Genomic DNA, 23,363 nt, shown 5'->3' on the forward strand with positions numbered 1-23,363 from the left:
ACCCGCAGGCCCGCGCCCGGCGCGAGGAGATCCTCGGCGTGCCCACGAAGCTCCGCCGCCTCGGCGACGCGTTCTTCCACGCCGACGTGCTGATCCGCGCGGCCGAGGCCGAGGCCGACGAGCTGCGGTCCTCCCGCGACGAGTCCGAGCGCGAGGAGCTGGCCGTCGCGATGGGCGCCGGCGGCACGGGCAAGGGCGCCGCGTCGGCGGCGCGCTCGGCGAAGGCGGCCGAGCGGGACCTGGAGAAGCGCCAGAAGAGCCGGGCCACCCGGACCCAGCGGGACGCGCTCGACCGCGCCCTGGTCGACCTCGCCGGCTTCTACCGGGACGCGATCGTCGCCGCGACCGGCGCGACGGTGCCGCTGACCAACCCGGACCGCGACCGCGAGATCAGGGTCGCCGCCGCCGAGTGGGGCCCGGAGTCGAGCCTGCGTCGCCTGGAGGCGGTGCTCGCCTGCCGCGACGCGCTGGAGCAGAACGTGAAGCCGCGGATCGCCGTCGAGGCCATGATGACGGCCCTGCACCGTGGATGACCGGCCGCTGATCCTCACGGCCCTGCTCGACGACGCCACGCAGGCCCGGTTCGACGACCTGCGCGAACGGCACTTCCCGGCCGGGCGCAACCACCTCGCCGCGCACCTGACCCTGTTCCACGCCCTGCCCGGCGACGCCGCCGCCGAACTCGCCACCGACCTCACCGCCGCGACCGACCGCGCCCCGATGACCGCCCGCGTCACCGGCCTGCGGCTCCTCGGCCGCGGGGTCGCGTTCACCCTCGACTGCCCCGAGCTGACCGCGCTGCGCCGCGGCGTCGCCGAGCGGTGGCGGCCGCGCCTCACCCGGCAGGACGCCGGGAAGGCCGACCTGCACGTGACCGTCCAGAACAAGGTCACCCCGGCCGCGGCCCGGGCGCTGCACGAGGACCTGGCCGCCGGGTTCGCCCCGGGGGACGCCGGCGTCCCCGGCCTCGCGCTCTGGCGCTACGACGGCGGGCCGTGGGAGCCGGGGCCGCGTTTCCCCTTCTCCGGATGACCGGTGGGGGCTTGTGAGGGGGCGGGAGCGCGGTCGCTACACTTGCTTCGCACCACGCCGCCTTAGCTCAGTCGGTTAGAGCGACGCACTCGTAATGCGTAGGTCTGGGGTTCGACTCCCCAAGGCGGCTCGTTTTCGCAGGTCAGATCGCGCTTATGGATCTTTCCTGTCCGCTTTCGTGGCTCGTGGCCTCTCTCAGGCGGGTTCTTGCCGGTCAGCTGCCTGCGACGTGGCCTCCACGCGTGTGTGCGTCGGTCGGGTGCACCTCCTTGCTCATGGTTCTCTGTCCACAGCGGGCGCGGCTGTCCGACATTGATCGTTGCTTCCGATCGTCGGCGGTGATCACCGACATCGGTGGGACGGCGGAGCCACCCACACCGTCGTCGGGCGCTTCGTTATCGGAGTGGGGTGGGCGACGACGGTGTGGTCGGGGCGGGGAGGTCCAGAACGCGGGAGTGGCGTAGTCGCCAGACCAGTGAAGCGAGTCCGAATCGGGTTCGTCCGATGCCGTTGTCGAGGGGGTCGTAACCCAGTTCGGCGATGATCGTGTCGAGCCGGGTCTGCAACGTGCTGTGGTGGACTCCGGCGTTCCGCGCCGCCTGGCGTACGGAGCTGGTTCGCACGAGTGCGTCGACGGTGACCGAACCCCACGGGTGGGACATGATCGCGTCCAGGGAGTCGACGTCGGGCAGGTCGCTGTCCAGGGGGAGGTCGGCGAGTAGGCCGACCAGGCCGCCGTAGTCGTCGGCGAGGACCGACGGTGCGACCTCGGGATCGCACAGACGCAGGGCGACCACCGCCGTGCGGAACGACCTGTGCAGGTGGTCGACGTCGGTGGCCGGCCCGGTTCCGATCGGCCGTGCCGGGACGGGCGCGTGGTCGTGGGGTACGACCAGGGCGTGGATCGATCCGTAGGGGGTCGCGACGACGTCCTCGGCGCCGGACGGGTGCTCGTCCCACACCGCGAACAACGGCGCCGCGATGACGCGGTATCGCGCGGTGGACACGAGATTGAGTCGGGCCGCGGCAAGACGGCGGGTCTCGGTCGGGACGGTCGGGTCGAGCAGCAGGCCGAGATCGCGGCGGCCGTCGATCTCTCGTCGGCCTCCTCCGAGGCGGATGCGGACGGCCAGCGCGAGGCGTTCGAGGACGATCGCGTCGTTCGCATGCGGCTCGCCGTCGCGCTCGATCCACACGGTCAACCCCTCGGCCGTGATGGCCGAGCAGCTCCCTGGCGTCGGCTGCCCGTCGTCGGGGGCCACGATCTCGCCGCGCGGGCTGACCCGGAGCGACCGCGGGGGGAGATCGCTCTGGTAGCCGGCGTTGCACCCGGAGAGGGAGGCGGCCGCACTCAGCAGTGCTCGGGTGTTGACGTTGCCGATGATCAGTTCGTCGAAGCAGGCGATGACCCGCAGACCGAGGCTCGCCTGCGGGTCGAGCGCCGAGATCCGACCGAGGAGTTCTTGCACGGGCGCCTCCCGACGACTGGTGGGTGCAGTCTAGTGGCGTGGGTCACCGGATCAGTCCGCGAGGATCTTCTCGACCCAGGTGTCCCGCGTCCGGACCATGCCTCGGGCGACGACGGTGTGCGGGGCGAAGATGTCGAACGCGTGGAACCCGCCGGACCAGACGTGCAGCTCGGCGTCGCCACCGGCGGTCCAGAGGCCGTCGGCGTAGGCGATCGCCTCGTCGCGGAAGATCTCGGCGGCGCCGACGTCGATGAAGGCGGGCGGGAGCCGGGACAGGTCCGTCGCCCGGGCCGGGGCCGCGTACGGGGAGACGTCCGGCCCACCGCGCGCCTCGCCGAGCAGCGCGGACCAGCCGGTCTCGTTGCTGACGCGGTCCCAGACCCCGACGCCGTCGAACTGGCCGGTGGAGGCGGTGACGCCGCGGTCGTCGAGCATCGGGTAGTCGAGGACCTGGCCGCACAGGGCTGGGCCGTCGCGATCCCGCGCCGCGAGCGCCATCCCGGCCGCGAGCCCACCACCAGAACTGGCCCCGGCCACCATGAGCCGGTCGTGGCGGATGCCCAACTGCCCAGCCGTCGCCGCCGCCCACTCCAGCGCGGCGTAGCAGTCCTCTCTGGGGAAGGGGTCCGGGAACTCCGGCGCGAGCCGGTACTCGACGGCGACCAGGACTGCGCCGAGGTTGTCGACCCAGTCGAGCACCAGGTCAGCTCCACTGAAGCGGTCGCCGAACATCAGCCCACCGGAGTGGACGAAGACGATGCCGGGCCGGGGGGAGCCGGCTCGGGTGGGGCGCAGCACCGACACCTGGATCGGCTCGCCTCGATGACCGGCGATCGTGTGCTCGCTGCGTGTGATCGCGCGTCCCCGCAGGGTGTCGTCGATCGGCGGGGAGGCATAAGACCGCCGCATGAACGCGATCAGGTTCGGGGTGATGGTCGGCGGGAACACACCACCGACCACGGCGAGGCCGGCCTTCAGCTCCGGGTCGAACTCCGGCCGGGCTCTGGACGACACAGGCTCCTCCGACAGGGTGCGGCGGCAAGGCGACGACGACCGCCGCGACGCTGCCGGCGAGTGCAGCGTCGCGGCGGGTCGGCGATCACAGCGAAGCGTAGAGGGCGGCCTCGAAATCCCCGTAGAGCTTCCACGCCTCGTGCTCGGTGATGAACGGCAGCGAGTTCGTGTAGATCGACGCACAGATGCCGGTTGTGCGGTCGATGAAGAAATGGGTGTTGAACAGCCCGGCCCACGCGCCCGTCCCGGCCCGCCGGGCGCCGGGGACGTCCTGGGTGTTGATCAGCAGCCCGTAGCCCCACGTCCACCCTTCACCGAGCTTCAGCGTGTCGGTGATCGGAGCGTCTGCCGTCCTGATCTCCGTCGGCATCGGAGCGCCGTCGAGCTGGTCGGTGAACGCCGCGTCCACGGTCTCCCGGCTCAGGATCCGTACACCGTCCAGCTCACCGCCGCGCAGCAACGCCCTCTCGAAGCGGATGTAGTCACGCGGGGTCGAGTGCAGACCGTGGCCACCCGCCCACCACTGCGGGTCGTCGGGCAAGACGTTGCCCGCCGAGATCCACTTGCCGTCCTCGCCCTTGACGTGCACGGGCGTCTTGTTCGCCTGACGTGCCTCGTCGAGAGCGAACATCGTGTCGTCCATGCCGAGCGGACCGGTGATGTTCTCCTTGATCACCACGTCGAGGGTCGAGCCGGCGACGGCTTCGATGACGCGGCCGAGCCAGTCGGTGTTGATGCCGTACTCGAACTTCGTGCCGGGGTCGGCGACCAGTGGCGCCTTGAACGCGGCCATATCTCCTGGCACCACGTTGGGGATGCCGGTGACCTGCTCGTACTTGACCAGGTCCTCGTTCCAGAACCAGTACGTCAGTCCCGAGGTGTGGGTGATCAGCTGCTTGACGGTGGCCTTCGACTTCGGTGCGCGTAGGCGCGGGGTGTCACCGTCGAAGCCGTCGAGGACCTGCAGCTCGGCGAAGTCGGGAACGTAGCGCTCGACCGGGGCCGAGAGATCGAGTTCACCGCGCTCCACCTGCTGCAGCGCGGCCACGGTGGCGATCATCTTGGTCATCGACATGATGCGGAAATGGGTCGACGTCGACACAGGCTTCGCACCGGCGTCGTCGAGCCGAACTCCGGCGGCCCCCTCGTAGAACACGCCGTCGACGTCCGCGGCGATCGCGGCCACGTGCGGTACGGCACCGGCGTCCACTGCCCCCTGCAGCACCTGGTCGATGCGGGATCCTTCAATGTTCTTCGACACGGAACCTCCGTTGGCTCAGATCTGGTCGCCGATGCCCGATAGGCCTGCGGGACGCCTTCCGACGACGGTCTCGAGTGTGGTCGGAACCACATCAGTTGGTAACCGACGGCGCGACGAGAATCTCGACCTGTCGCCCGCCATGTGGCGGTCCGGCGCCGGCCGGCAGGTCGACCACGGCCGACCACAGGGACGCGGGGTCCCGGTCCGGCGAGAACTCGATTCCGTGTGGCCTCCTTCATGGCCTCCAACGCAGGCGCACGGAGGTGTGCGGTGCGCACGATGAACCGCGCGACGTGCACGAACGGACTCGGCGAGGACGGTGTGTCCGGTGACACGAGTTCTCGTAACGCGTAGGTCTGGGGTTCGACTCCCCAAGGCGGCTCTGTTCACACAGCGCACCGGCCTCATCTACAGGCTGTCGGAATACCCGTGAAGGGCGTTGCGGCACGGCACGAGGCTCCACGACGGCCAGCCCCCGTCGAGATCGCGGACGATCACGTTGAGCCGGTCCCGCCACGGGGCGAGGTAGGCGACCGAGGTGCCGTCCGGTGAGATCCGCGCGCCGATGCGGGCGGGTGGTGCGGACACCGTCCAGTCGAATCCGTGTCGTCGCGGCCGGGTCGAGTCGACCCGGTGTGAGGTTCGACCGGCCGCCGGCCGGCACCGGTCGACCGGCGGCCGTACCGGAGCCGGGTCAGACCCGATTCGCCCCACCGTCGGCGTAGAGCTCGTCGACGACGGCGCGGTGGCTCCGCTCGACTGCCGCACGCCGCAGTTTGAGCGTCGGGGTGAGCTCGCCGGAGTCACCGGTCCAGGCGCGCGGCAGGACGGCGTGGGCCCGGACCCGCTCGGCCTTGCCGAGCTTCCGGTTCGCGGAGTCGAGCTCCGCCTCGAGCAGCGTGCGGGTCCGTGGGTCGGCGACGACCTGCTCGGGAGCACCGTGCAGCCCGTGGAGGGCGAGCTCGGTGAAATCGGGCACGACGAGGGCGACGAGGAAGGGCCGTCCGTCGCCGACGACGAGGACCTGGTCGACCAGGGACGACTCCGCGAGGATGTCCTCGATCCGGCTGGGTGAGATGTTCTCCCCGCCCGCGGTGACGATGAGGTCCTTCTTGCGGCCCGTGACCCTGAGGAACCCGCCCCGCCACTCCCCCAGGTCCCCGGTCCGGAACCACCCGTCGGTGAACGAGTCCGCCGTGGCCTGCGGATCGCCGCGGTAGCCGCGGGCGAGGTGGGGTCCGTGCACGAGGATCTCGCCGTCGTCGTCGATTCGGACGGCGGTGCCGGGGAGCGGGCGGCCGACCGTCCCGGCCCGGTCCCGGTAGGCGTCGCCCGGCCCGGTGTAGGTCGCGACGGCGGTGGTCTCGCTCAGACCCCAGAGGTCGTGCAGGGGGAGCCCGACCGAGGCGAAGAACTCGTGGGTCGAGGTCGGTAGCGGCGCCGACCCCGTGATCAGCCACTGCGCGCCGTCGAGCCCGAACCGGGGGGCCAGCTGCTCCTGGCCGGCGCCGTCGCGGAGCAGGTCGCGCATCTGCCGTTCGATGCGCTGCCAGATCCGGGGCACCGAGGTGAACAGCCGCGGCCGGACCTGCCGGAGGACGTCGAACAGCGTGGCCGGGTCGGCCACGGTCGTCACGCTCGTGCCGCCGACCAGCGCGGCGTAATGGCCGATCACCCGGTCGACGATGTGCGCGTGGGGGAGGTAGGAGACCGTCGCGCCGCCCTCCAGCCCGACGACGGAGTCCAGGGCGCGGAGCTGGAAGACGATCGCTGCGTGGGTGAGCTCCACGCCCTTGGGCCTCCCGGTCGTCCCCGAGGTGAAGATCAGGGTCGCGACGTCGTCCGGATCCGGCTCGTGGGGGACGAACGCGGGATCGGCCGGCAGCCGGTCCAGCTCGTCGACGGTGACGACCGGGACACCGGCCGGGACGTGGCCCGCCCGCAGCAGGTCGGGATCGGCGACCAGCAGCCGGGCGCCCGCCCGGGCGACGAGCTCGGCGGACTCCGGAGGGGGTGCGGTGACGTACAGGGAGAACGGTGTCGCGCCGGCCATCAGCGCCGCGAGGTCGCTGAGCTGCCACTCCGGCCGGTTCCCGATCAGGAGCGCGACGGTGTCGCCCGGGCGGACCCCGAGGGCACTGAACGCGGACGCGAGCCGGACCGCCCGCCCGGCGTACTCGCGCCGGGTCCAGTGCACCGCGCCGTCGCCCGAGCGGAGTGCGACGGCGTCCGGATCGGCGGTCACGTGGGCGTCGAAGGCGGAGAGCAGGGTGTCCGGCATCCACCGGACGCTAGGTACGCCGGGATCGTCCGCCCAGATGCCCGGGCACCACCGCACGGTGGTGCCCGGCACCATGGCCGGCTCCCGGTGTCGCCCCCAGCCTGGGGAGGTGCCTCATTCCGTCGTTCTCGCCCAGCGGCCCCACGGCCGGATCCGGAGCTCCGACTTCGCGCAGGTCGACGTCGACCGACGGCCCTGTCCCGAGGGTGGGGTCCGGGCACGGACCCGCCACCTCAGCATCGACCCGGCCATCCGCGGCTGGCTCGACGACCGCCCGAGCTACCTCCCGCCGGTCGGGGTGGGCGAGGTCGTCCGCTCGCTCGGTATCGCCGTGGTCGAGGAGTCCCGGCATCCGGGCCTCGCTCCGGGGGACGTGCTCCGCGGGTTCACCGGCTGGCAGGAGGAGGTGCTGATCGAGGACCCGCAGCGGTGGGACCGGCTCCCCGACGCCTCGACCGCACGGCTGGGCGTCCTCGGTATGACGGGCCTGACGGCGTGGGTGGGCATGGGGGACATCTGCGCGCCGCGTGCGGGGGAGACGGTGTTCGTGTCCGCCGCCGCCGGCGCGGTCGGTTCGACCGCGGTCCAGCTGGCCCGGCTCGCAGGGGCGCGCGTCGTCGCGAGTGCGGGCGGCCCGCGCAAGTGCGCGCTGCTCACCGGCACCCTCGGTGTCGACGCGGTCGTCGACCACCGGGCCGACGACTGGGCGGACCAGCTCCGCGACGCGACCCCGGACGGGGTGGACGCGGTGTTCGAGAACGTCGGCGGACCGCTGATGGAGGCCGTCCTGGACCGGATGAACAACGGGGGCCGGATGGCGCTGTGCGGCCTGATCGCCGGGTACAACGACGTCGTCCGGCCCCCGGGGCCGCGGAACTTCGGCCTGCTGGTGACCAAGCGCATCCGGGCCGAGGGGTTCATCGTGGTCGATCACGCCGACCGTGCGGCGCAGTGCGAGGCCGAGCTCGGAGCGCAGGTCGAGGCGGGCAGGCTGCGTGCGTTCGAGACGGTGGTGGAGGGCTTCGACAACGTCGTCGGGACGTTCGTCGACTCCTTCGGCGGCGACCACGTGGGGAAACTGGTGGTCAGCCTCGGGTGAGGGGCGCGAGCTCGACCGCGACCCGCAGCACCGCGGACCTCGGATCCACCGGCACCGGGAGCAGCGCCGCGACCCGTTCGAGCCGCTTCACGACGGTGTTGGGGTGCACGGTGAGCCTGCGGGCCGTGCGGGTCGGGCTGCCCAGCTCGGCCAGCCAGATCCGCAGGGTCTGCAGGAGCTCGGTGTGGGCGGGGTCGGCGAGAGGGCCGAGCAGGGCTCCCGCCCAGGGCGCGGCGAGATCGGGGTCACCGTCGGCCAGGGCCAGCACCACGACGTCGTCGAACCGGACCAGCGGGCCGTCGACCCGGTGCGTGGCGAGCCGGTGTGCCTGCGCCGCCTCCCGGTGCGAGGCACGGAACCCGGCGATCCCCCGGTGCAGGCTGCCGAGGGCCAGCCGTAGTCCCGACGTGCCGGACGTCCAGTCCTCGACCTCGCCACCGGAGAACCAGCCGTGGACGGCCGTGGGGCCGTCCGGGACCGCGACGAGCTGACGGGGACGGGCGAGGGCGCGCAGCCGGGCGACCGCACTGTCGAGCTCGGCGGAGGTGGCGTGCGGACCCCAGATCACGAAGGCGGTGTGGGTGTCCGCGAAGCGGTAGCCCAGGCGCGCCTCGGCCGCTCCGGCCTCCGCGGTTCCCGCGAGCACGTCGGCGAGCACCGCCCGGAGGTCGGAGGCGTCGCGCTGACGCAGGAGCTCGCGCTCCTGGACGTAGGCCGCGGTCGCGGAGGCGCAGGCGGTGCGCAGGTAGCGGAAGAGCCGGTCCAGCACGGTCTCGAGGGCGTCGGCCCTGCGGGCGTCGGGCACGGCGGTCTCGCGCAGGTGCGCCGCGAAGGTCGCGACGATCACGTCCGCGGCGGCGTCGTAGGCGAGGACCAGGTCGGCCAGGTCGGTCCCGGCCCTGGCCCGGCGGCGGGCCCAGCGTTCCGCAGGCCGGCCCAGCTGTATCCGCACCCCGGGCGTCGCCGACCGTGCCGCATCCCGCAGCAGCGGTACGTGGGAGTCCAGGGCCTCGCGGAGCAGACGACGGTCCGTGTCGTCGAGCGCCACCGCGGGGGTGGCGGCGACGACGGCGTCGTACATGTCCTCGACGATGCGGGCGGTGCACTGGTCGAGCCAGGTGACGAACTCCGCGGCGGGTGGGTGCGACGGCGTCGTCGGCCCGGCTCCGGTCCCGGAGCTCGGCATGGGCGCATCGTAGGGCCGTCCGCGGCCCGCCCGGGTGTGCCGGGACCACACCGGGCGGTGTGCGCCGGACGGGTCGCGGGGGTCCGGCGGCGCCCCCCACGCTCGACCCATGACCGACACCACCGCGCTCAGCGACGAGAGCGGACGCGCGCAGGAGCCGCTGCGGCTCGCCGTCACGCTCGACGACCCGTTCATGTGGAGAGGCGCCGGCTTCCCTGCCGGCTACGACCCCGACGTCGTGCTCGGCCGGCTGTGCGACGCGTTCGAGCGGTACCGGGTCCCGGAGGTGTACGCGTTCACCTCCACCGCGCCGGTCGAGGACCACCCGCAGTGGCTCTCGGCGCTCGACCGCTGGACCGCACGCGGCCACCACGTCGCGGCGCACACCCACTCGCACGCCAGTCTCAACTGGACCGACGTCCCGTCCTACGTCGCCGATCTCGACCGCAACCTCGAGCTGCTCGAACCGTGGCTGGCGAAGGCTCCCACCCGGTACTTCCGCTACGCCTTCGACATGTGGGGCGACACGCGGGACAAGACCGACCGGGTGCAGACCCACCTCGCCCGTCGTGGCCTCCTGCCCGCACCGATCACCCACTGGTTCTACGACGTGCAGTTCCTCGTGGCCTACCTGCGCACCCTGAGCACCGGCGACACCGAGGCCGCGGCCTGGGTGCGACGCCGGTTCGCCGAGACGGCGGTAGACGCGCTCCTCAACCAGGCCGCTGCCGCCCGGGAGGTCTTCGGACGGCAGCCCGCGCACATCGCGCTCGTCCACGGCACCCCGATCGCCGCCGACGCCTACGCCGAGGTGCTGGCCGCGTACGCGGCCGCCGGAGTCCAGTTCGTCACGCTGGAGGAGGCGATGAGCGACCCGGCGAACCAGATCGTGCCCCCGACGGTGACCCGGTACTTCCGCAACTCCACGCAGAAGTGGGCCGAGCACGCGGGGATCGGCGTCGCCGACACGCCGCCACGCGTCCTGAACGACGTGCAGCGCTGCTGCCCGGTCGAGGGGATGACCGAGTCCGACCTGCTCGGCCCGGCCCTCGTCGCCGCGGCCCTGGCCGTCGGCTCCGAGCCGGTGGCGACCGACCTGGACTGGAACCCGGCGGCGGACGCATGACGGACCTGTTCGACGTCACCGGCCGGACGGTCGTCGTCACCGGCGGGACCCGGGGCATCGGTGCGATGGTCGCCGAGGGTCTGCTCGACGCCGGGGCCCGGGTCCTGGTGACCTCCCGCAAGGCCGACGCGTGCCGGGCGGCGGGCGAACGGCTCGGCTGCCCCGCGGTGCCCGCGGACGTGAGCACGCCCGAGGGGATCGCCGCCGTGCGCGACGGTGTGGACACGGAGTTCGGCGGGTCCCTCGACGTGCTGGTCAACAACGCGGGCGTGACCTGGGGCGCCCCGCTCGACACCTTTCCCCGCAAGGGATGGGACCGCGTGCTGAGCACCAACGTCGTCGGCCTGTTCGAGCTCACCACGGCGCTGCTGCCGGCGCTGCGCCGCGCGGCGAGCGCCGAGCACCCGGCACGGGTGGTGAACATCGGCTCGGTCGACGGGCTGCGGGTACCGGTGTTCGAGAACTACTCCTACTCGGCGAGCAAGGCCGCGGTGCACATGATGACCCGCCACCTCGCCGCCGTCCTCGCGCCCGATCGGGTACTCGTCAACGCGGTCGCACCGGGTGCGTTCCCGAGTGACATGACGGCCGCGGCGCTCGCGTCGGATTCCGGTCGGGCGCTGCTGGAGAAGGCCGTTCCGCTCCGGCGGCTCGGCTCCGCGGACGACATCGTCGGCGCCATCCGCTACCTCGCCTCGCCCGCCGCGTCGTACGTCACCGGCGTCGTCCTGCCGGTGGACGGTGGTATCGCGGGGTGCAGCGCCTGACAGCGGCACTGACGAGGCGAGTCCACGGGGGTGACCGGGCCGACGTGCGCAGCGGCCTGACGGCACGGATCAGCACACGGGGACGGGGCGCAGGGCCCTGGCCAGCTCCACGATGTCGCCGCGGCCCGGTCGCGCGGCCCACCGGCCGCGGACGGTGAGGCAGTGGCGCGCCGCCCGGTCCCGCAGGGCCTGCCCGTACGAGCCGGCCCGGTCCGCACCCGAGGTCCGGGTCGGTCCGGTGCACCGCCGCACCACGTCGATGTCCGTGGGGTCGGGGCCGGCCCGCCAGCGCGCCGGATCGAGCAGCTGCAGCGACCCGGGGGGTGGTCGACCTCGAGGGACTCCCCGCTCGGCAGGTCGTCGACGAGGGTGGCCCGCGGTGCGGGGCGCATCACCGGTCCCCAGTCAGCGCCGCGTGTGCCGAGCGGAGGACGTAGACCAGGGCGGACGTGCCGGCGAACACGGCGACCAGCAGGAGCCAGGCCGTGGCGTAGGGCTGCTGGTCGAAGCCCGTCGCCGCCAGATGGGTCCCCTCGCCCTGGCGGATGATGCCGGGCAGGAAGACGAGCAGCGTGAGCCCGGACGCCAGGAGCGGCAACCGGACGTGGTTGACGAGCGGGATCCGTCCGTGGCGGTGCAGCCGTCCGGAGACGGTGGTCAGTGCGCGGTCCACTGCGGAGTAGAGCGGGAACAGGACGACGTCGTGCACGAGGGCCACCCCGACGAACCAGACGAGGATGCGGAGCGCAGAGGGGTCGTCGAGCAGCAGCAGCGCTGCGTAGCCGGCCACGGCGAAGCCTGCGACGAGGAGGAGCAGGTGTCCCGGCCCGGCACCGTAGACGCTCGTGAAGCGCGTCATCACGCCTCCCGGAAGTCGATGGAGCGGACCCATTTCGTGCAGTGCACGCCAGGGGTGGAGGGGGGTGGCCAACGGCCCGGCCACCGGCCCTCGGACTCGTCCTGATCCCGGTCGTGCTGGCGAAGCTGTGGTCGGTCCTGCCGGCCCTGTTCGTGTTCCCGCCGGTCCGCAGCGCTCCGCCAGGCGGTGCACGCGGTCCGGACGGCGATCGAGGCCGAGGCGCTCGTCGACGGCTGAGCGGCGCCGGGGCCACTCGGGCGACGAGCGCGGGGGAGGCGGCGTCGCCAGGCGCCGCCGCCGGCCGGGAGCTCGCAGCCCCCGCCCGTCCCGGTGCCGCGCCGCGGCATGTGGGCATCCGCGGCGACCAGGTGCGAAGGGCCGGTCCGGCTCGATGGACAGGCGAATCGTCGGTACGGCGGGGGACGGGGGCATGCGTGCTCGGCCGGGGTCAGGCGAGCGACAGGAACAGGCGCTCCATCTCGGCCATGTCGACCGACTGCTCGCCCTCGGCGCTCTCGGTCACGCACTGCCGGAGCCCGGTGGCGATGATCTTGAAGCCGGCCTTGTCGAGGGCGCGGGACGCCGCCGCCAGCTGGGTCACGACGTCCTTGCAGTCGCGGCCGTCCTCGATCATGCGGATGACGCCGGCGATCTGACCCTCCACGCGACGCAGGCGGCTGACCACGTCGGTGAGTTCTGTGGCTTTGACCTGCATGGGGGCTCCCTCGTCTCGTGCCGGCCCGCGGGCGGCGTGGTCCCTGTGTGGACCAAGGTACCCCCAGGGGTACCCCTGCGGATGTGATGCCGGCACAGGTGCTCAGTGCAGCAGCGTGAGCAGTCCTTCGAGTCCGCGGTGGAACGCGTCGCCGACGTGGGTCGTCCCGTCGATGTCGGCGCCGGACATCGCCCCGTCGCGCATCATCAGGAAGTGCTGGGCCGCGTGGTCCGGCCGCCCGCGTCGCGGCGAGGAGCCGAAGACCTGCGCGAACAGGTCGGTGAGGGTGGCGACGTACCAGGCGCGGTGCTCGGCGACGACCCGGCGGACGGGGTCCTCGGGATCGGGGAACTCGGCGGCGGCCTTCAGGAACGCGCATCCCCGGAATTCCGGCCGGGACAGGTCGTCGACCAGGGCGGTGCCGATCGCGCGGACGGCGCCGTCCGGGGTGGCCGCGGACCCGGCGGCCTCCTGCAGGGCGGCGCGGGTGTGGGTGTCGACGCCGCGCAGGTAGGCGACGACGAGCGCCTCCTTCGACGGGAAGTGCCGGTAGAACGTGGCGCGCGTCGTCGGGGTCTCGGCGACGATCCGCTCGACCCCGACCGCCCGGATGCCCTCGCGGTAGAACAGCCCGCCGGCTGTCGCGAGCAGCCGCTCACGCGCCTCGGAGCGTCCCGGCCCGGTCGACGCCGGGGCAGTGCCGGTGCTGTCCGCGGTGGTGTCGGACGTCGTGCGGATCACCTGTGCAGGTTAGCAGAAAGAACGATCGGTCTTGCAGATCGTGACGCCCACTGCCATGCTCGACATAGCAAGGAAGAACGGTCTTTCTACTTGGAGGCGTCATGGCAGGCACCCACACCACCGACCGGACGGCGAACGGTCCGTCCTCCGCGCAGGGCGACGCGCCCGCCCTGCGGCGGCTCTACCTGGTGCGTTCCGGGTTCGCGTTGGTCTGGGCGGTCCTGCTGTTCCTGAACGCGTCGGACATCGGCCCGTCGACCGCGGCGCTGCTCGTGCTCTACCCGCTGTTCGACGTGGCCGCCGCCGTGGTCGACGCCCGCTCGTCCCGGGCGACCGGAGCGGCCCCGGGCCTGTACGTCAATGTCGTCCTGAGTGCGCTCGCCGCGGCCGGACTCGCCGTCGCCCTCGCCTCGGGCGTGCCGGCGGTGCTGCGGGTGTGGGGCGCCTGGGCGGTCGTCGCGGGGATCGTGCAGCTCGTCGTCGCGCTGCGGCGCCGACGGCTGGGCGGTCAGGGCGCGATGATCGCCAGCGGGTCCCTGTCGGTGGTCGCGGGCACCTCGTTCGTCGTCATGGCGTCGGGTGCGGGGGCGTCGCTGTCGGGTGTCGCCGGCTACGCCCTGCTCGGCGGTGTCTTCTTCCTCGCCTCGGCGTTGCGGCTCGGCCGCGTGGCGGGGAGCCGCTGACCGGGTCCCCGGCGACCACGACGTCGAGCGGGCCGGAGCCGACGAGGAGAACCGTCGGTGTGTCTGATGCCGACGACCGGGGCGACCCGGTCGCTCTCGGTCGTCCCGGCCGTCGGCGGGCTGCTGGTCCTGCGCCGGACGCGGACGCCCGCCGCCTGATCCGCCCGGTGCGCCCGGGCTGCCGTCGGTCCGCCCCGGCCTGTGCGCGGAGGAGGCCGTCGGGGCGCTGGGGACGCCCGCGTGACGGTGACACCCGACGGACGGGCCGTCCGCGTTAGACTCGGCATCATGTCATCGGATCCTGACGCGTCGGCCGGGGCCGTCCGGGACGCCGGCCCCGCCTTCGACGCGCTCGCCGATCCCGTCCGCCGCCGCATCCTGGCCGTGCTCTCCGAGCACGACGAGGTCAGCGCGGGCGACCTGGCCGACCACATCACCTCGGTCGGCCGCACGGCCGTCTCCACCCATCTGCGGGTGCTCCGCGTCGCGGGGCTCATCACCGAGCGCCGTTCCGGCCGGTACCGCTACTACTCCATCGAGCCCGGTGGTGCGGCCGCCGACGTCATTGCGCTGCTGCGCACCCTGTTCCAGTCCTCGCTCGGCGAGGTGGGCTCCGCCGTGGAGAGCCGTCCCGCGACGGACCGGGAGGGCGCGACCGGATGACCGGACCCTCCGTGCCGGGAGACTGACCCCCATGGGGACGATCGCGCTCGCGGTGGAGGAGTTCGTCGCCGCCGACCCGGCGGTCGTCTTCGGACGTTTCGGGCGCGACTCCGGCGCAGGCTGGCTGTTCGGTGCGGCGTGCGACCGGGTCGCGGTGGGCGAGCCGGTCACCCTGCGGGCGCCCATCGCCGGCGGGCCGCCGGTCGACGTGCTCGGCCGGATCAGCGAGCTCCGCGGACCGCGCACCATCACGATCACCCACGACCAGCCCTGGCGGGGCCGCATCCGGCTGCGGTTCACCCCCGCACCCGGCGGCACCCGGATCCGGCTCGACGCCGGGATCGACGAGCGCGGTCTGGAGTGGCTGATGCGCCGGCGCGGTCACCCGGTCCGCGACCACGCCGTCACGGGGCCGCGCATCGGGGTCCTCACCAGCCGGTCCGGCTCGGGCGGGCTGTTCGCCTCGGCGGTGGCGAACGTGGCCACGCTCGCCGTCGAGGAGATCAACGCGGCGGGCGGGGTCGGCGGCAGGCCGGTGGACCTGCTGGAGGCCGACGACGCCACCGACCCCGGCACCGGGGCGCTGGAGGCGCTGCGGCTGGCCCGGGCCGGCTGCCGGACGATCTTCCTGACGACGACGTCGGCCACCTACCACGCCGTGTCGACCGCCCTGACCGGCCGCGACGTGCTCGTCGTGCACACCAACATGAACGAGGGCGGCGGCGAGTCCCGGCTGCGGATCCGGCTGGGCGAGCGGCCCGCGACCCAGCTCGTGACGGCGGCGGGACCGGTCATGCGGGCGGCCGGTGGACGTCGCTGGTTCCTGGCGGGCAACGACTACGTGTGGCCCCGTGCGGTCAACACCGCCGCGCGCGAGGTGCTCCCGGCGCACGGCGCGGTGCTGGTCGGCGAGGGCTACGCCACGCTCGGGGCCCGGGACTTCGCCCCGCTGGTCGAGCGGATCGCCGCCTCGGGCGCCGACATCGTGCTCAACACGTTCGTGGGCGCCGACGCCGCCGCGTTCGAGCGTCAGTGCCACGCAATGGGTCTGCGCGACCGGACCGTCAGCCTCGGCCCCGCGATGGACGAGGCCACCCTGGAGCGGATCGGACTGCACGCTTCCCAGGGGATCCACGGTGTCTCCGGCTACTTCCAGCACCTGCAGACCGAGCGCAACGGGTCGCTCCTGAAGCGCTACCGGGCCCGCTTCGGCCAGTGGGCGGCGCCGCTGTCGTCGTTGTCGGAGTCGATGTTCGAGGCGATCCACGTGTGGGCCGCCGCGGCCCGCGCCGTCCGCTCGACCGAGCCGGTGCCCGTCGCCGACGAGATCCGGTCCGGCCGCTACGACCTCCCGCGGGGCACCCTGGCGCTCGACGGCCACCACCACGTCGAGCAGCCGCTGCACCTCGCGGCCGCCCGCGGCGCGACCTTCGGCTCGATGAACGACAGCGAGGGACGGTCGTGAATACGCGCGTGTAACAGAGGCGGGACGGGTGTGTCAGACCTCGTGTCAATGCGTCTGTATTGATTGACATGTGCAGGCGTGAACCCTAGCTTTCTCGCATCCCCCGATGTGAGGAGCACCACCTGATGGCGATTCCACCCCCTGATGCCGCTCGTCTGGCGGCGTTGAACGAGCACTACGCGTTCGGTCTGTCCGAGGCGGAGTTGGCCGAGTTCGGTCCGGCGGTGGCTGCGACGCTGGCGTCCTCGGAGCGGGTCGAGGAGCTCTACCGGGCGTCGGCGCCGCAGGCCCCGCAGCGGGAGTGGTCCGAGCCGGCGGACAACCCGCTGGGTGGCTGGTACGTGACCACGTCGGTGACCGGTGCGGCGGAGGGCCCGTTGGCCGGGCGGACCGTGGCGCTCAAGGACAACATCTCGCTGGCCGGGGTCCCGATGACCAACGGGTCGGCCACGGTGGAGGGGTTCGTGCCCTCCCGTGACGCGACGGTCGCGACTCGGCTGCTGGCCGCCGGGGCGACGATCACCGGTAAGGCGATGTGTGAGGACCTGTGTTTCTCCGGGGGCAGTTTCACCTCCCGGCCGTGGCCGGTGGGCAACCCCTGGGACCCGACCCGTATCTCGGGTGGGTCCTCGTCGGGTAGTGCGGCGCTGGTCGGGTCCGGGGCGGTCGACATGGCCGTGGGTGGTGACCAGGGCGGCTCGATCCGTATGCCGTCGGCGTTCTCGGGCACGGTCGGGCACAAGCCCACCCACGGTCTGGTGCCCTACACCGGTGCGTTCCCCATCGAGGCCACGATCGACCATCTGGGCCCCATCACGCGCACGGTGTCCGACGCCGCACTGATGCTGGGTGTGATCGCCGGGGTCGACGGGCTCGATGTGCGTCAGCCCACCGAGCTCGAGCCGGTCGACTACCTGGCGGCGTTGGAGACCTCGGCGGGTGGGTTGCGGGTCGGGATCGTGACCGAGGGTTTCGCCCGCCCGGAGAGCGACCCGGCCGTGGACGATGCGGTGCGTGCGGCGATCGGGACGCTGACCGATGCGGGTCTGGTAGCCGAGGAGGTCTCGATCCCCTGGCACCTGGACGCGATGGCGGTCTGGAACGTCATCGGGACCGAGGGCGCCGCGCACCAGATGATCGACGGCAACGCCTACGGCATGAACTACCCGGGTCTCTACGACCCGGAGCTGATCGCGCACTACCACCGCGGGCGTCACGCCCGCGGGTCGGAGCTGTCCAAGACCGTCAAGCTCGTCGGCCTCTCGGGTGGTTACACCTTCGCCCACGCGGGAGGTGCCTACTACGGGATGGCCCGCAACCTGGCGTTCGAGGTGCGGGCGGCCTACGACGCGGCCCTGACCGGCTACGACGTGCTGGTCATGCCGACCGTGCCCTACACCGCGCCCGAGCTGCTCGGGCTCGACGCCGATCTGGACAGCTACCTGCCGACCGCGCTGGGGATGATCGGCAACTGTGCCCCGTTCGACGTGTCCGGGCACCCGGCCGCGTCGGTCCCGGCCGGGCTCGTGAACGGGCTCCCGACCGGTCTGATGATCGTGGGCCGGCGATTCGACGACGCGACCGTGTTGCGGGTCGCGCACACCTTCGAGCAGGCCGTCGGCGGCTTCCCCGCTCCGCCTGCCCTCACCACCGTGGGAGGACGGCAGTGAACGGAGTCTTCGATCTCGGCGGCACCGACGGGCTGGGCAAGGTCGAGAACGACCACATGTCCGAGCCCGTGTTCCGTGCCGACTGGGAGAAGCGCGCCTTCTCCATGTTCGCGCAGAGCGCCCGCGCCGGGCTGTTCAACGTGGACCAGTTCCGGCACGGCATCGAGAAGATGGACCCTGCCGAGTACCTGATCTCGAACTACTACGAGCACTGGGTCCACACGGTCGAGCACTACGCCGAGGCCGCGGGCGTGCTGGACCCGGCCGAGCTGGAGGCGCGGACCCGGCACTACCTGGAGAACCCCGATGCCCCGCTGCCCGAGCGGGCGACCGACACCGAGATCGTCGAGTTCGTCGACTGGGCGGTCACCAACGGGTTCCCGGCCCACCGCGAGTCGGACAAGGTCGCGCAGTTCTCCGTCGGCGACGAGGTCGTCATCTCCTCCGAGAGCCCCTACGGCCACACCCGCCGGGCCCGCTACATCCGCGGCCGCCGCGGCGTGATCAGCGCGGCCCACGGCACCTACCTCTACCCCGACACCGCCGGCAACGGGCTCGGCGACTGCCCCGAGCACCTCTACACCGTCCGCTTCGACGCCACCGAGCTGTGGGGCGCCGAGTACGCGGACCCGAACGGCGTCAACTACTTCGACGTGTGGGAGCCGTACCTCTCGCCCGTCCCTGCCACCCAGGGAGCCTGACCCATGACCGCGAAGCCCACCGACACCCCGCTCCGCACGCAGGAGGAGATCACCGCCCGGGTCAAGGCCCTGGAGTCGCTGCTGATCGAGAAGGGCGTGATGACCACCGCGGCGGTCGACCGCCTCGCCGAGGTCTACGAGAACGAGGTCGGCCCGCAGCTGGGGGCGAAGGTCGTCGCCAAGGCGTGGACCGACCCGGAGTTCAAGGCGCGCCTGCTGGAGGACGCCTCCGCCGCCTGCCGCGAGCTCGGGGTCGGCGGCCTGCAGGGCGAGGAGATGGTCGCCGTCGAGAACACCGACGACGTCCACCACGTCATCGTCTGCACGCTGTGCTCGTGCTACCCGTGGCCGGTGCTCGGGCTGCCCCCGAACTGGTACAAGGCGCCGCCGTTCCGTGCCCGCATCGTGCGTGAGCCCCGGAAGGTGCTGGCCGAGGACTTCGACCTGCCGCTGCCGGACAGCGTCGAGATCCGGGTGTGGGACTCCAGCTCCGAGCTGCGGTACTGGGTGCTGCCACAGCGCCCGGCCGGCAGCGAGCACCTCTCCGAGGACGAGCTGGCCGCGCTGGTCACCCGGGACTCGATGATCGGCGTCGGCGCGGCGAAGCCGGTCGTCACCCAGGCGGCACGCGGATGAGCGCCGGGGTCCGGACGGACGCCACCGAGCTGGGCGACGCCCGCCGCCGGATCGAGAAGCTCGTCTGCGACATGCCCGGGGCGGACAAGCCGTTCACCGAGCCGTGGGAGCTGCGGGCCTTCGCCATGGCGGTCGCCGCGTACCACGAGGGCCACTACGAGTGGAGCGAGTTCCAGCTCTCCCTGGTCGAGGCGATCAAGGCCTGGGAGAACGGCGACGGCGGCGAGCCCTGGAGCTACTACCAGCACTGGCTGGACGCGCTCGAGCACACGCTCGCCGCGAGCGGGGCCCTGTCCGACTCCGTCGCGCTCGACGACCGCACCCGCCAGGTGCTGGCCACGCCGCGCAACGCGAACCACCACGAGGCACGACGCGAGCCGGTCGCGATCGACCCGGCCCGCTGAACGACGCGTGCGGGACCGGTCCGCGCTCCCCGCGGGCCGGTCCCGCACGTCCTTCCCGACACCCCGATCGGAGGCGGCGCCGTGGACCTGCTGGTCGACCTGGCCGAACGCGCGGTGCTCCGGCACGGCCTCGCCACCGCCGCCACGATCGACCGCTGGTAGGACCACCACGCCGACGAGGTCGGCCCCCGCGCCGTGCCCGTGCGGTCGCCCGGATCCGGACCGGCACGGGGCGGCCGGACACCGCGGACGCGGCGCACCACGATCCGGTCGGACTCGGCCCGCGTCCACCACCTGGTCGTGCCGGGTGCGTCGGCGGTGCACATACGCACCCGGCCGACCTGGAGGAACGTGTCAGCCGGGCGGCGCTCCGGGGGCTCGCTCCCGCCCGGCGTCCCGGGGAGCGCGCGGGTGTGGACCCACGGGGTCCGGGTAGGCCGGGTCCGACGGCTTCAACCCCGCAGGCCGTGTCCACGACCCCCGGAGGGGGTCGCACCCCACAGCCACGAGGTGTCACCCGTGTTCCTGCATGTCCAGCGACTGTTGAACGAGATCGTCCCCGACGAGCCCGACCCCGCCGCGGCGAATGCGCTGCAGGAGGGGCTGGGCGGCCAGTTCGGCGAGATGCGCACGATGATGCAGTACCTGTTCCAGAGCTTCAACTTCCGCGGTCCGGACGGGAAACCCTTCCGTGACCTGCTCTACGGCGTCGGCACCGAGGAGATCGGGCACGTCGAGCTGATCGCCACCACGATCGCCCGGCTCACCGACGGCTCGCCCCGCTACCAGGGCAGCGCGACCGACGACATGGACACGCCCGGTGCAGGCGGGGCGACCCCGCTGAGCGCGGCCCTGACCGAGGGCAACATCCACCACTACCTGGTGGGGGCCCAGGGGGCACTGCCGGTCGACGCGCAGGGTGACCCGTGGACGGGCAAGTACGTCTACGACAGCGGCAACCTGCCGCTCAACCTGCTCTACAACCTCATGCTCGAGTCGACCGGCCGGCTGCAGAAGTGCCGGCTCTACGAGATGACGGCGAACAAGACGGCGCGCTCGACGATCGCGTACCTGATCGTGCGCGACCAGGCCCACGAGAACGCCTACGCCAAGGCGCTCGAGGCGCTCGGGGTCAACTGGAACACGTTGCTGCCGATCCCGAAGACGAACGCCGAGAAGTTCCCCGAGGTGGCGACGCTGCTGGAGCAGGGTCTGCAGAGCAAGCAGTACACGTTCAGCCTCGACCAGCTCTCCGAGGCCGGGAAGCTCTACCGCGGTCCGTCGCCGTCGAACGACGGGACGACGCTGTCGACCGCGCAGGCGCCCGACGGCGTCCCGATGGACATCGCCGTCGAGCGGCCCGAGGAGTTCGGACCGGGACTCGACCCGGAGCTGCTGGCGATGGTCCAGGCCGTCGCCGAGATGGAGGCCGACGAGCCCGCAGGTCAGTGGGGTCGCGTCGGCTGACGCACGTCCGAGCAGACGGGGCGGGGCCGGGCGCGGTTCCGCCCCGTCGTCGTGCAGAATCGCCGACTCGGCGACGACACCATATCGTGTGAATATCTGACGCTCGGTGATTGTTCCCCACGATGGTGTTCTGAGCTTGATGGGCACCTTTCCCGCCATTACGGTTCTTCTCAGCCGGTTCGGGCTCCCCCCTTTGTCGTCGGGCCGGCACGTGCCCGGATCCGAATGGATCCGTGACTCACCAGGAGAAGACTGTGCAGAAGAAGAAGGCCGGTTTCGTCGCCGCCGTGTCCGCCGTTGCCCTGATCGGCCTGTCGCCGCTGGCGTTCGCCGGCTCGGACAGCGTCATCGACAAGGACGCCAAGGGCCTCGTCGCGGGTGCCAACGGCAACAACGCCCAGGTCCCGGTCCAGGCGTGCAACAACAACGTGCCGGTCAACGTCCTGGGTGTCCAGGTTCCGGTCGAGGACGCCGCTGCGGGCAACGGCCTGACCGGTGCCGCCGGCATCGCGGGCAAGGGCAAGGCCGTGTCGGGCGACTCCGCCACCGACCAGTCCGACACCTGCGGCCAGGAGGCCGGCGCGGGCGACTCGGTCAACTGACCGACTCCTCGTCGCTGACGTGCCCCGGGACCCTCGCGGTCCCGGGGCACGTCCGTGTCCGGGGCAGGGTCGCATGACCACCCGCCGTGGTCGTCGTCGCCGGTCCCGGTGCGGCTCCGGGTGGTTCGCCCCGATCGCATTCGACCCGATCGTGGGAGTATCCGAACGGAAAGTAATTCGGCCACCCGATGGTGGTAGAGGAATTGTTCGGGCTCTCCCGCGCAGCTAGATTCGCAGCCAGTCGGCACGGGCTCCCCCTTTTTTGTCAGCGTGCCGTCATGGAACGGGGCCTTCACCACGGCCCTGACACCTCATCAGGAGAAGAACTGTGCTGAAGAAGGCCGGAATCATCGTCGCGGCGTCCGCCGCGTCCCTGCTCGCCGTCTCCCCGCTGGCCTTCGCCGGCGACTACGCGGGCGACTCCGCCAAGGACGGCAAGCACCACGGCAACCACGAGTCGGGCCACATCGACAAGGACGCGAAGGGCCTGCTCGCGGGTGGCCTGAGCGGCAACAACGTCAACGTGCCGATCCAGGTCTGCAACAACAACATCCCGGTCAACGTGCTGGGCGTGCAGGTCCCGGTCGAGGACGCGAACCTCCTGAGCGGCGTCACCGGCGCCCTCGGCCTGGGTGGCAAGGCCAAGGCGGTCTCCGGCGACTCGGCCACCGACCAGTCCGACAGCTGCGGCCAGACCTCCGGCGCGGGCGACTCGGTCAACTGACCTCCCCGTACCTCGACGTGCCCCGGGACCGTGTGGTCCCGGGGCACCGTCGTGTCCGGGGTCAGCCGCCGGCCCGGCGCGCCTCGCGACGCCTGCGCGCCTCGTCCCGGCGACGGCGCTCGGTGTCGGTCGACGGGACCAGCTCCGGGACCGGGACCGGACGCCGGTGCTCGTCCATCGCGACCATCGTGAAGTAGCAGCTGTTGGCATGCCGCTGGGTCCGCTCGGTGATGTTCTCCGTGGTGACCCGGATGCCGATCTCCATCGAGCTGCGCCCGGTGTCGTTCACCGACGCCAGGAAGGTCACGAGCTCGCCGATGTAGATCGGTTCGCGGAAGCGGACCCGGTCGACCGAGAGCGTCACGACGTAGGTCCCGGCCCAGCGGCTCGCACAGGAGAACGCGACCTGGTCGAGCAGCTTCAGGATCGCACCGCCGTGGACGTTGCCGGAGAAGTTCGCCATGTCCGGGGTCATCAGCACGGTCATCGTGAGCTGGTGGCGGGGCAGGCCACCGGGCGCGGTCACGTCGCCGCCGCCAGGATCTCCCGGGTCACCGTCTCCCAGGCCGCCGACAGCGGGTCGACCACCGCGAAGTGGTCGCAGCCGGGCAGCTCGACCAGCCGCACCGACGGGTGCCGGCCGGCGTAGGAGCGGGAGACGCCCAGCGGGACGCGGTCGTCGGCGTCGCCGTGCACGATCGTCACCGGCCCGGGCGGGGTCGGGCCCGCCGCCGGATCCAGGTCGGTGCGCCCGGCCGCCGGGCCGCCGAGGTAGGCGCGGACCGCGCCGTCGCCGAG

Annotated in this window: 24 protein-coding genes, 1 tRNA gene and 2 pseudogenes; 16 read left to right on the forward strand and 11 right to left on the reverse strand. The window is 72.5% G+C overall.

Translation table 11 applies throughout. The annotated features are described in order from the left end of the window. The 3 genes and pseudogenes from GTW08_RS21880 to GTW08_RS21890 all read left to right on the forward strand — a co-directional run. Positions 1-533: pseudogene (locus tag GTW08_RS21880) on the forward strand (DNA polymerase III subunit delta'); the annotation flags it as partial. Then, a complete protein-coding gene (locus tag GTW08_RS21885) occupies positions 526-1,032 on the forward strand; it encodes a 2'-5' RNA ligase family protein (protein ID WP_073576014.1) in 507 nt (168 codons plus the stop codon). The pseudogene GTW08_RS21880 and the gene GTW08_RS21885, both read left to right, overlap by 8 nt. Before the next feature lie 56 nt (positions 1,033-1,088). Then, positions 1,089-1,162, forward strand: a tRNA-Thr gene (locus GTW08_RS21890). A 265-nt stretch (positions 1,163-1,427) separates the two neighbouring features. On the opposite strand, the gene GTW08_RS21895 is transcribed toward GTW08_RS21890, so the two are convergent. The 5 genes from GTW08_RS21895 to GTW08_RS21915 all read right to left on the reverse strand — a co-directional run bounded on the left by GTW08_RS21895 (position 1,428) and on the right by GTW08_RS21915 (position 7,057). Beyond that, entirely contained in the window at positions 1,428-2,501 is a 1,074-nt protein-coding gene (locus tag GTW08_RS21895; RefSeq protein ID WP_073576013.1) for a CdaR family transcriptional regulator, read from the reverse strand. A gap of 51 nt (positions 2,502-2,552) precedes the next feature. After that, the gene (locus GTW08_RS21900; RefSeq protein ID WP_174565876.1) at positions 2,553-3,515 is read right to left on the reverse strand and encodes an alpha/beta hydrolase; all 963 of its coding nucleotides are present in this window, start codon (positions 3,513-3,515) and stop codon (positions 2,553-2,555) included. A gap of 85 nt (positions 3,516-3,600) precedes the next feature. Continuing rightward, positions 3,601-4,776 carry a serine hydrolase domain-containing protein gene (locus tag GTW08_RS21905; RefSeq protein ID WP_073576012.1) on the reverse strand — a complete coding sequence of 392 codons (1,176 nt, stop codon included), beginning with the start codon at positions 4,774-4,776 and terminating at the stop codon, positions 3,601-3,603. A 408-nt stretch (positions 4,777-5,184) separates the two neighbouring features. After that, on the reverse strand, positions 5,185-5,364 hold the full coding sequence (locus tag GTW08_RS21910; RefSeq protein WP_073576011.1) for a hypothetical protein: 180 nt from the start codon (positions 5,362-5,364) through the stop codon (positions 5,185-5,187). Positions 5,365-5,470: 106 nt separating this feature from the next. Continuing rightward, entirely contained in the window at positions 5,471-7,057 is a 1,587-nt protein-coding gene (locus GTW08_RS21915) for an AMP-dependent synthetase/ligase (protein ID WP_073576010.1), read from the reverse strand. 109 nt (positions 7,058-7,166) lie between these two features. Between GTW08_RS21915 and GTW08_RS21920 the strand changes: the two genes are divergently transcribed. Further along, the gene (locus GTW08_RS21920; RefSeq protein WP_202417518.1) at positions 7,167-8,156 is read left to right on the forward strand and encodes an NADP-dependent oxidoreductase; all 990 of its coding nucleotides are present in this window, start codon (positions 7,167-7,169) and stop codon (positions 8,154-8,156) included. Here the strand turns inward: GTW08_RS21920 and GTW08_RS21925 are convergent. Then, positions 8,143-9,342: a PucR family transcriptional regulator gene (locus GTW08_RS21925; protein WP_073576009.1), complete on the reverse strand. Its 1,200-nt coding sequence runs from the start codon at positions 9,340-9,342 to the stop codon at positions 8,143-8,145. The two genes, GTW08_RS21920 and GTW08_RS21925, sit on opposite strands and share 14 nt — an antisense overlap. Before the next feature lie 109 nt (positions 9,343-9,451). Here GTW08_RS21925 and GTW08_RS21930 point away from each other — a divergent pair, with 109 nt between their 5' ends. Both GTW08_RS21930 and GTW08_RS21935 read left to right on the forward strand, forming a co-directional pair. Next, entirely contained in the window at positions 9,452-10,468 is a 1,017-nt protein-coding gene (locus GTW08_RS21930; protein WP_073576008.1) for a polysaccharide deacetylase family protein, read from the forward strand. Further along, positions 10,465-11,235: an SDR family oxidoreductase gene (locus GTW08_RS21935; protein WP_073576007.1), complete on the forward strand. Its 771-nt coding sequence runs from the start codon at positions 10,465-10,467 to the stop codon at positions 11,233-11,235. Before GTW08_RS21930 ends, GTW08_RS21935 begins: the two co-directional genes overlap by 4 nt. A gap of 391 nt (positions 11,236-11,626) precedes the next feature. Here the strand turns inward: GTW08_RS21935 and GTW08_RS21940 are convergent, their stop codons facing one another. The 3 genes from GTW08_RS21940 to GTW08_RS21950 all read right to left on the reverse strand — a co-directional run bounded on the left by GTW08_RS21940 (position 11,627) and on the right by GTW08_RS21950 (position 13,550). Continuing rightward, positions 11,627-12,094: a hypothetical protein gene (locus GTW08_RS21940; RefSeq protein ID WP_073576005.1), complete on the reverse strand. Its 468-nt coding sequence runs from the start codon at positions 12,092-12,094 to the stop codon at positions 11,627-11,629. Between the two features lie 448 nt (positions 12,095-12,542). After that, complete coding sequence (locus tag GTW08_RS21945) at positions 12,543-12,809, reverse strand: metal-sensitive transcriptional regulator (protein ID WP_073576004.1); 267 nt, start codon at positions 12,807-12,809, stop codon at positions 12,543-12,545. A 102-nt stretch (positions 12,810-12,911) separates the two neighbouring features. Beyond that, positions 12,912-13,550: a TetR/AcrR family transcriptional regulator gene (locus GTW08_RS21950; protein ID WP_304580132.1), complete on the reverse strand. Its 639-nt coding sequence runs from the start codon at positions 13,548-13,550 to the stop codon at positions 12,912-12,914. A 101-nt stretch (positions 13,551-13,651) separates the two neighbouring features. On the opposite strand from GTW08_RS21950, the gene GTW08_RS21955 reads away from it, so the two are divergent. The 10 genes from GTW08_RS21955 (at position 13,652) to GTW08_RS22000 (ending at position 22,565) form a co-directional block, all read left to right on the forward strand. Next, positions 13,652-14,233 carry a hypothetical protein gene (locus tag GTW08_RS21955; RefSeq protein WP_073576003.1) on the forward strand — a complete coding sequence of 194 codons (582 nt, stop codon included), beginning with the start codon at positions 13,652-13,654 and terminating at the stop codon, positions 14,231-14,233. 288 nt (positions 14,234-14,521) lie between these two features. Continuing rightward, entirely contained in the window at positions 14,522-14,896 is a 375-nt protein-coding gene (locus GTW08_RS21960; protein ID WP_073576002.1) for an ArsR/SmtB family transcription factor, read from the forward strand. 31 nt (positions 14,897-14,927) lie between these two features. Then, on the forward strand, positions 14,928-16,361 hold the full coding sequence (locus GTW08_RS21965; protein WP_073576001.1) for a substrate-binding protein: 1,434 nt from the start codon (positions 14,928-14,930) through the stop codon (positions 16,359-16,361). Positions 16,362-16,486: 125 nt separating this feature from the next. After that, positions 16,487-18,031 carry an amidase gene (locus GTW08_RS21970; protein WP_073576000.1) on the forward strand — a complete coding sequence of 515 codons (1,545 nt, stop codon included), beginning with the start codon at positions 16,487-16,489 and terminating at the stop codon, positions 18,029-18,031. Continuing rightward, the gene (nthB, locus tag GTW08_RS21975; RefSeq protein WP_073575999.1) at positions 18,028-18,732 is read left to right on the forward strand and encodes a nitrile hydratase subunit beta; all 705 of its coding nucleotides are present in this window, start codon (positions 18,028-18,030) and stop codon (positions 18,730-18,732) included. Before GTW08_RS21970 ends, nthB begins: the two co-directional genes overlap by 4 nt. A 3-nt stretch (positions 18,733-18,735) precedes the next feature. Beyond that, positions 18,736-19,368: a nitrile hydratase subunit alpha gene (nthA, locus tag GTW08_RS21980; protein ID WP_073575998.1), complete on the forward strand. Its 633-nt coding sequence runs from the start codon at positions 18,736-18,738 to the stop codon at positions 19,366-19,368. Further along, positions 19,365-19,772 carry a nitrile hydratase accessory protein gene (locus GTW08_RS21985; protein ID WP_062398650.1) on the forward strand — a complete coding sequence of 136 codons (408 nt, stop codon included), beginning with the start codon at positions 19,365-19,367 and terminating at the stop codon, positions 19,770-19,772. Before nthA ends, GTW08_RS21985 begins: the two co-directional genes overlap by 4 nt. A gap of 519 nt (positions 19,773-20,291) precedes the next feature. Continuing rightward, positions 20,292-21,239 carry a manganese catalase family protein gene (locus GTW08_RS21990; protein WP_073575997.1) on the forward strand — a complete coding sequence of 316 codons (948 nt, stop codon included), beginning with the start codon at positions 20,292-20,294 and terminating at the stop codon, positions 21,237-21,239. Between the two features lie 254 nt (positions 21,240-21,493). Next, positions 21,494-21,841 carry a hypothetical protein gene (locus GTW08_RS21995; RefSeq protein ID WP_062398646.1) on the forward strand — a complete coding sequence of 116 codons (348 nt, stop codon included), beginning with the start codon at positions 21,494-21,496 and terminating at the stop codon, positions 21,839-21,841. Between the two features lie 328 nt (positions 21,842-22,169). Then, entirely contained in the window at positions 22,170-22,565 is a 396-nt protein-coding gene (locus GTW08_RS22000; protein WP_073575996.1) for a hypothetical protein, read from the forward strand. Between the two features lie 61 nt (positions 22,566-22,626). Here the strand turns inward: GTW08_RS22000 and GTW08_RS22005 are convergent, their stop codons facing one another. Next, positions 22,627-23,052 (reverse strand): acyl-CoA thioesterase, encoded by a 426-nt coding sequence (locus tag GTW08_RS22005; RefSeq protein ID WP_073576130.1) that lies wholly within the window; start codon positions 23,050-23,052, stop codon positions 22,627-22,629. 35 nt (positions 23,053-23,087) lie between these two features. Continuing rightward, positions 23,088-23,363, reverse strand: a pseudogene (locus tag GTW08_RS22010) (alpha/beta hydrolase); the annotation flags it as partial.

Source organism: Pseudonocardia sp. SID8383 (assembly GCF_009864975.1).
GTDB lineage: Bacteria > Actinomycetota > Actinomycetes > Mycobacteriales > Pseudonocardiaceae > Pseudonocardia > Pseudonocardia alni.

Coding starts and splice junctions, on each gene's coding strand:
- GTW08_RS21915 (WP_073576010.1), bottom strand. CDS start 7,057: ATGCCGGACACCCTGCTCTCCGCCTTCGACGCCCACGTGACCGCCGAT.
- GTW08_RS21970 (WP_073576000.1), top strand. CDS start 16,487: ATGGCGATTCCACCCCCTGATGCCGCTCGTCTGGCGGCGTTGAACGAG.
- nthA (WP_073575998.1), top strand. CDS start 18,736: ATGACCGCGAAGCCCACCGACACCCCGCTCCGCACGCAGGAGGAGATC.
- GTW08_RS21925 (WP_073576009.1), bottom strand. CDS start 9,342: ATGCCGAGCTCCGGGACCGGAGCCGGGCCGACGACGCCGTCGCACCCA.
- GTW08_RS21940 (WP_073576005.1), bottom strand. CDS start 12,094: ATGACGCGCTTCACGAGCGTCTACGGTGCCGGGCCGGGACACCTGCTC.
- GTW08_RS21955 (WP_073576003.1), top strand. CDS start 13,652: ATGGCAGGCACCCACACCACCGACCGGACGGCGAACGGTCCGTCCTCC.
- GTW08_RS21965 (WP_073576001.1), top strand. CDS start 14,928: ATGGGGACGATCGCGCTCGCGGTGGAGGAGTTCGTCGCCGCCGACCCG.
- GTW08_RS21935 (WP_073576007.1), top strand. CDS start 10,465: ATGACGGACCTGTTCGACGTCACCGGCCGGACGGTCGTCGTCACCGGC.
- GTW08_RS21960 (WP_073576002.1), top strand. CDS start 14,522: ATGTCATCGGATCCTGACGCGTCGGCCGGGGCCGTCCGGGACGCCGGC.
- GTW08_RS21930 (WP_073576008.1), top strand. CDS start 9,452: ATGACCGACACCACCGCGCTCAGCGACGAGAGCGGACGCGCGCAGGAG.
- GTW08_RS22005 (WP_073576130.1), bottom strand. CDS start 23,052: ATGACCGTGCTGATGACCCCGGACATGGCGAACTTCTCCGGCAACGTC.
- GTW08_RS21985 (WP_062398650.1), top strand. CDS start 19,365: ATGAGCGCCGGGGTCCGGACGGACGCCACCGAGCTGGGCGACGCCCGC.
- GTW08_RS21945 (WP_073576004.1), bottom strand. CDS start 12,809: ATGCAGGTCAAAGCCACAGAACTCACCGACGTGGTCAGCCGCCTGCGT.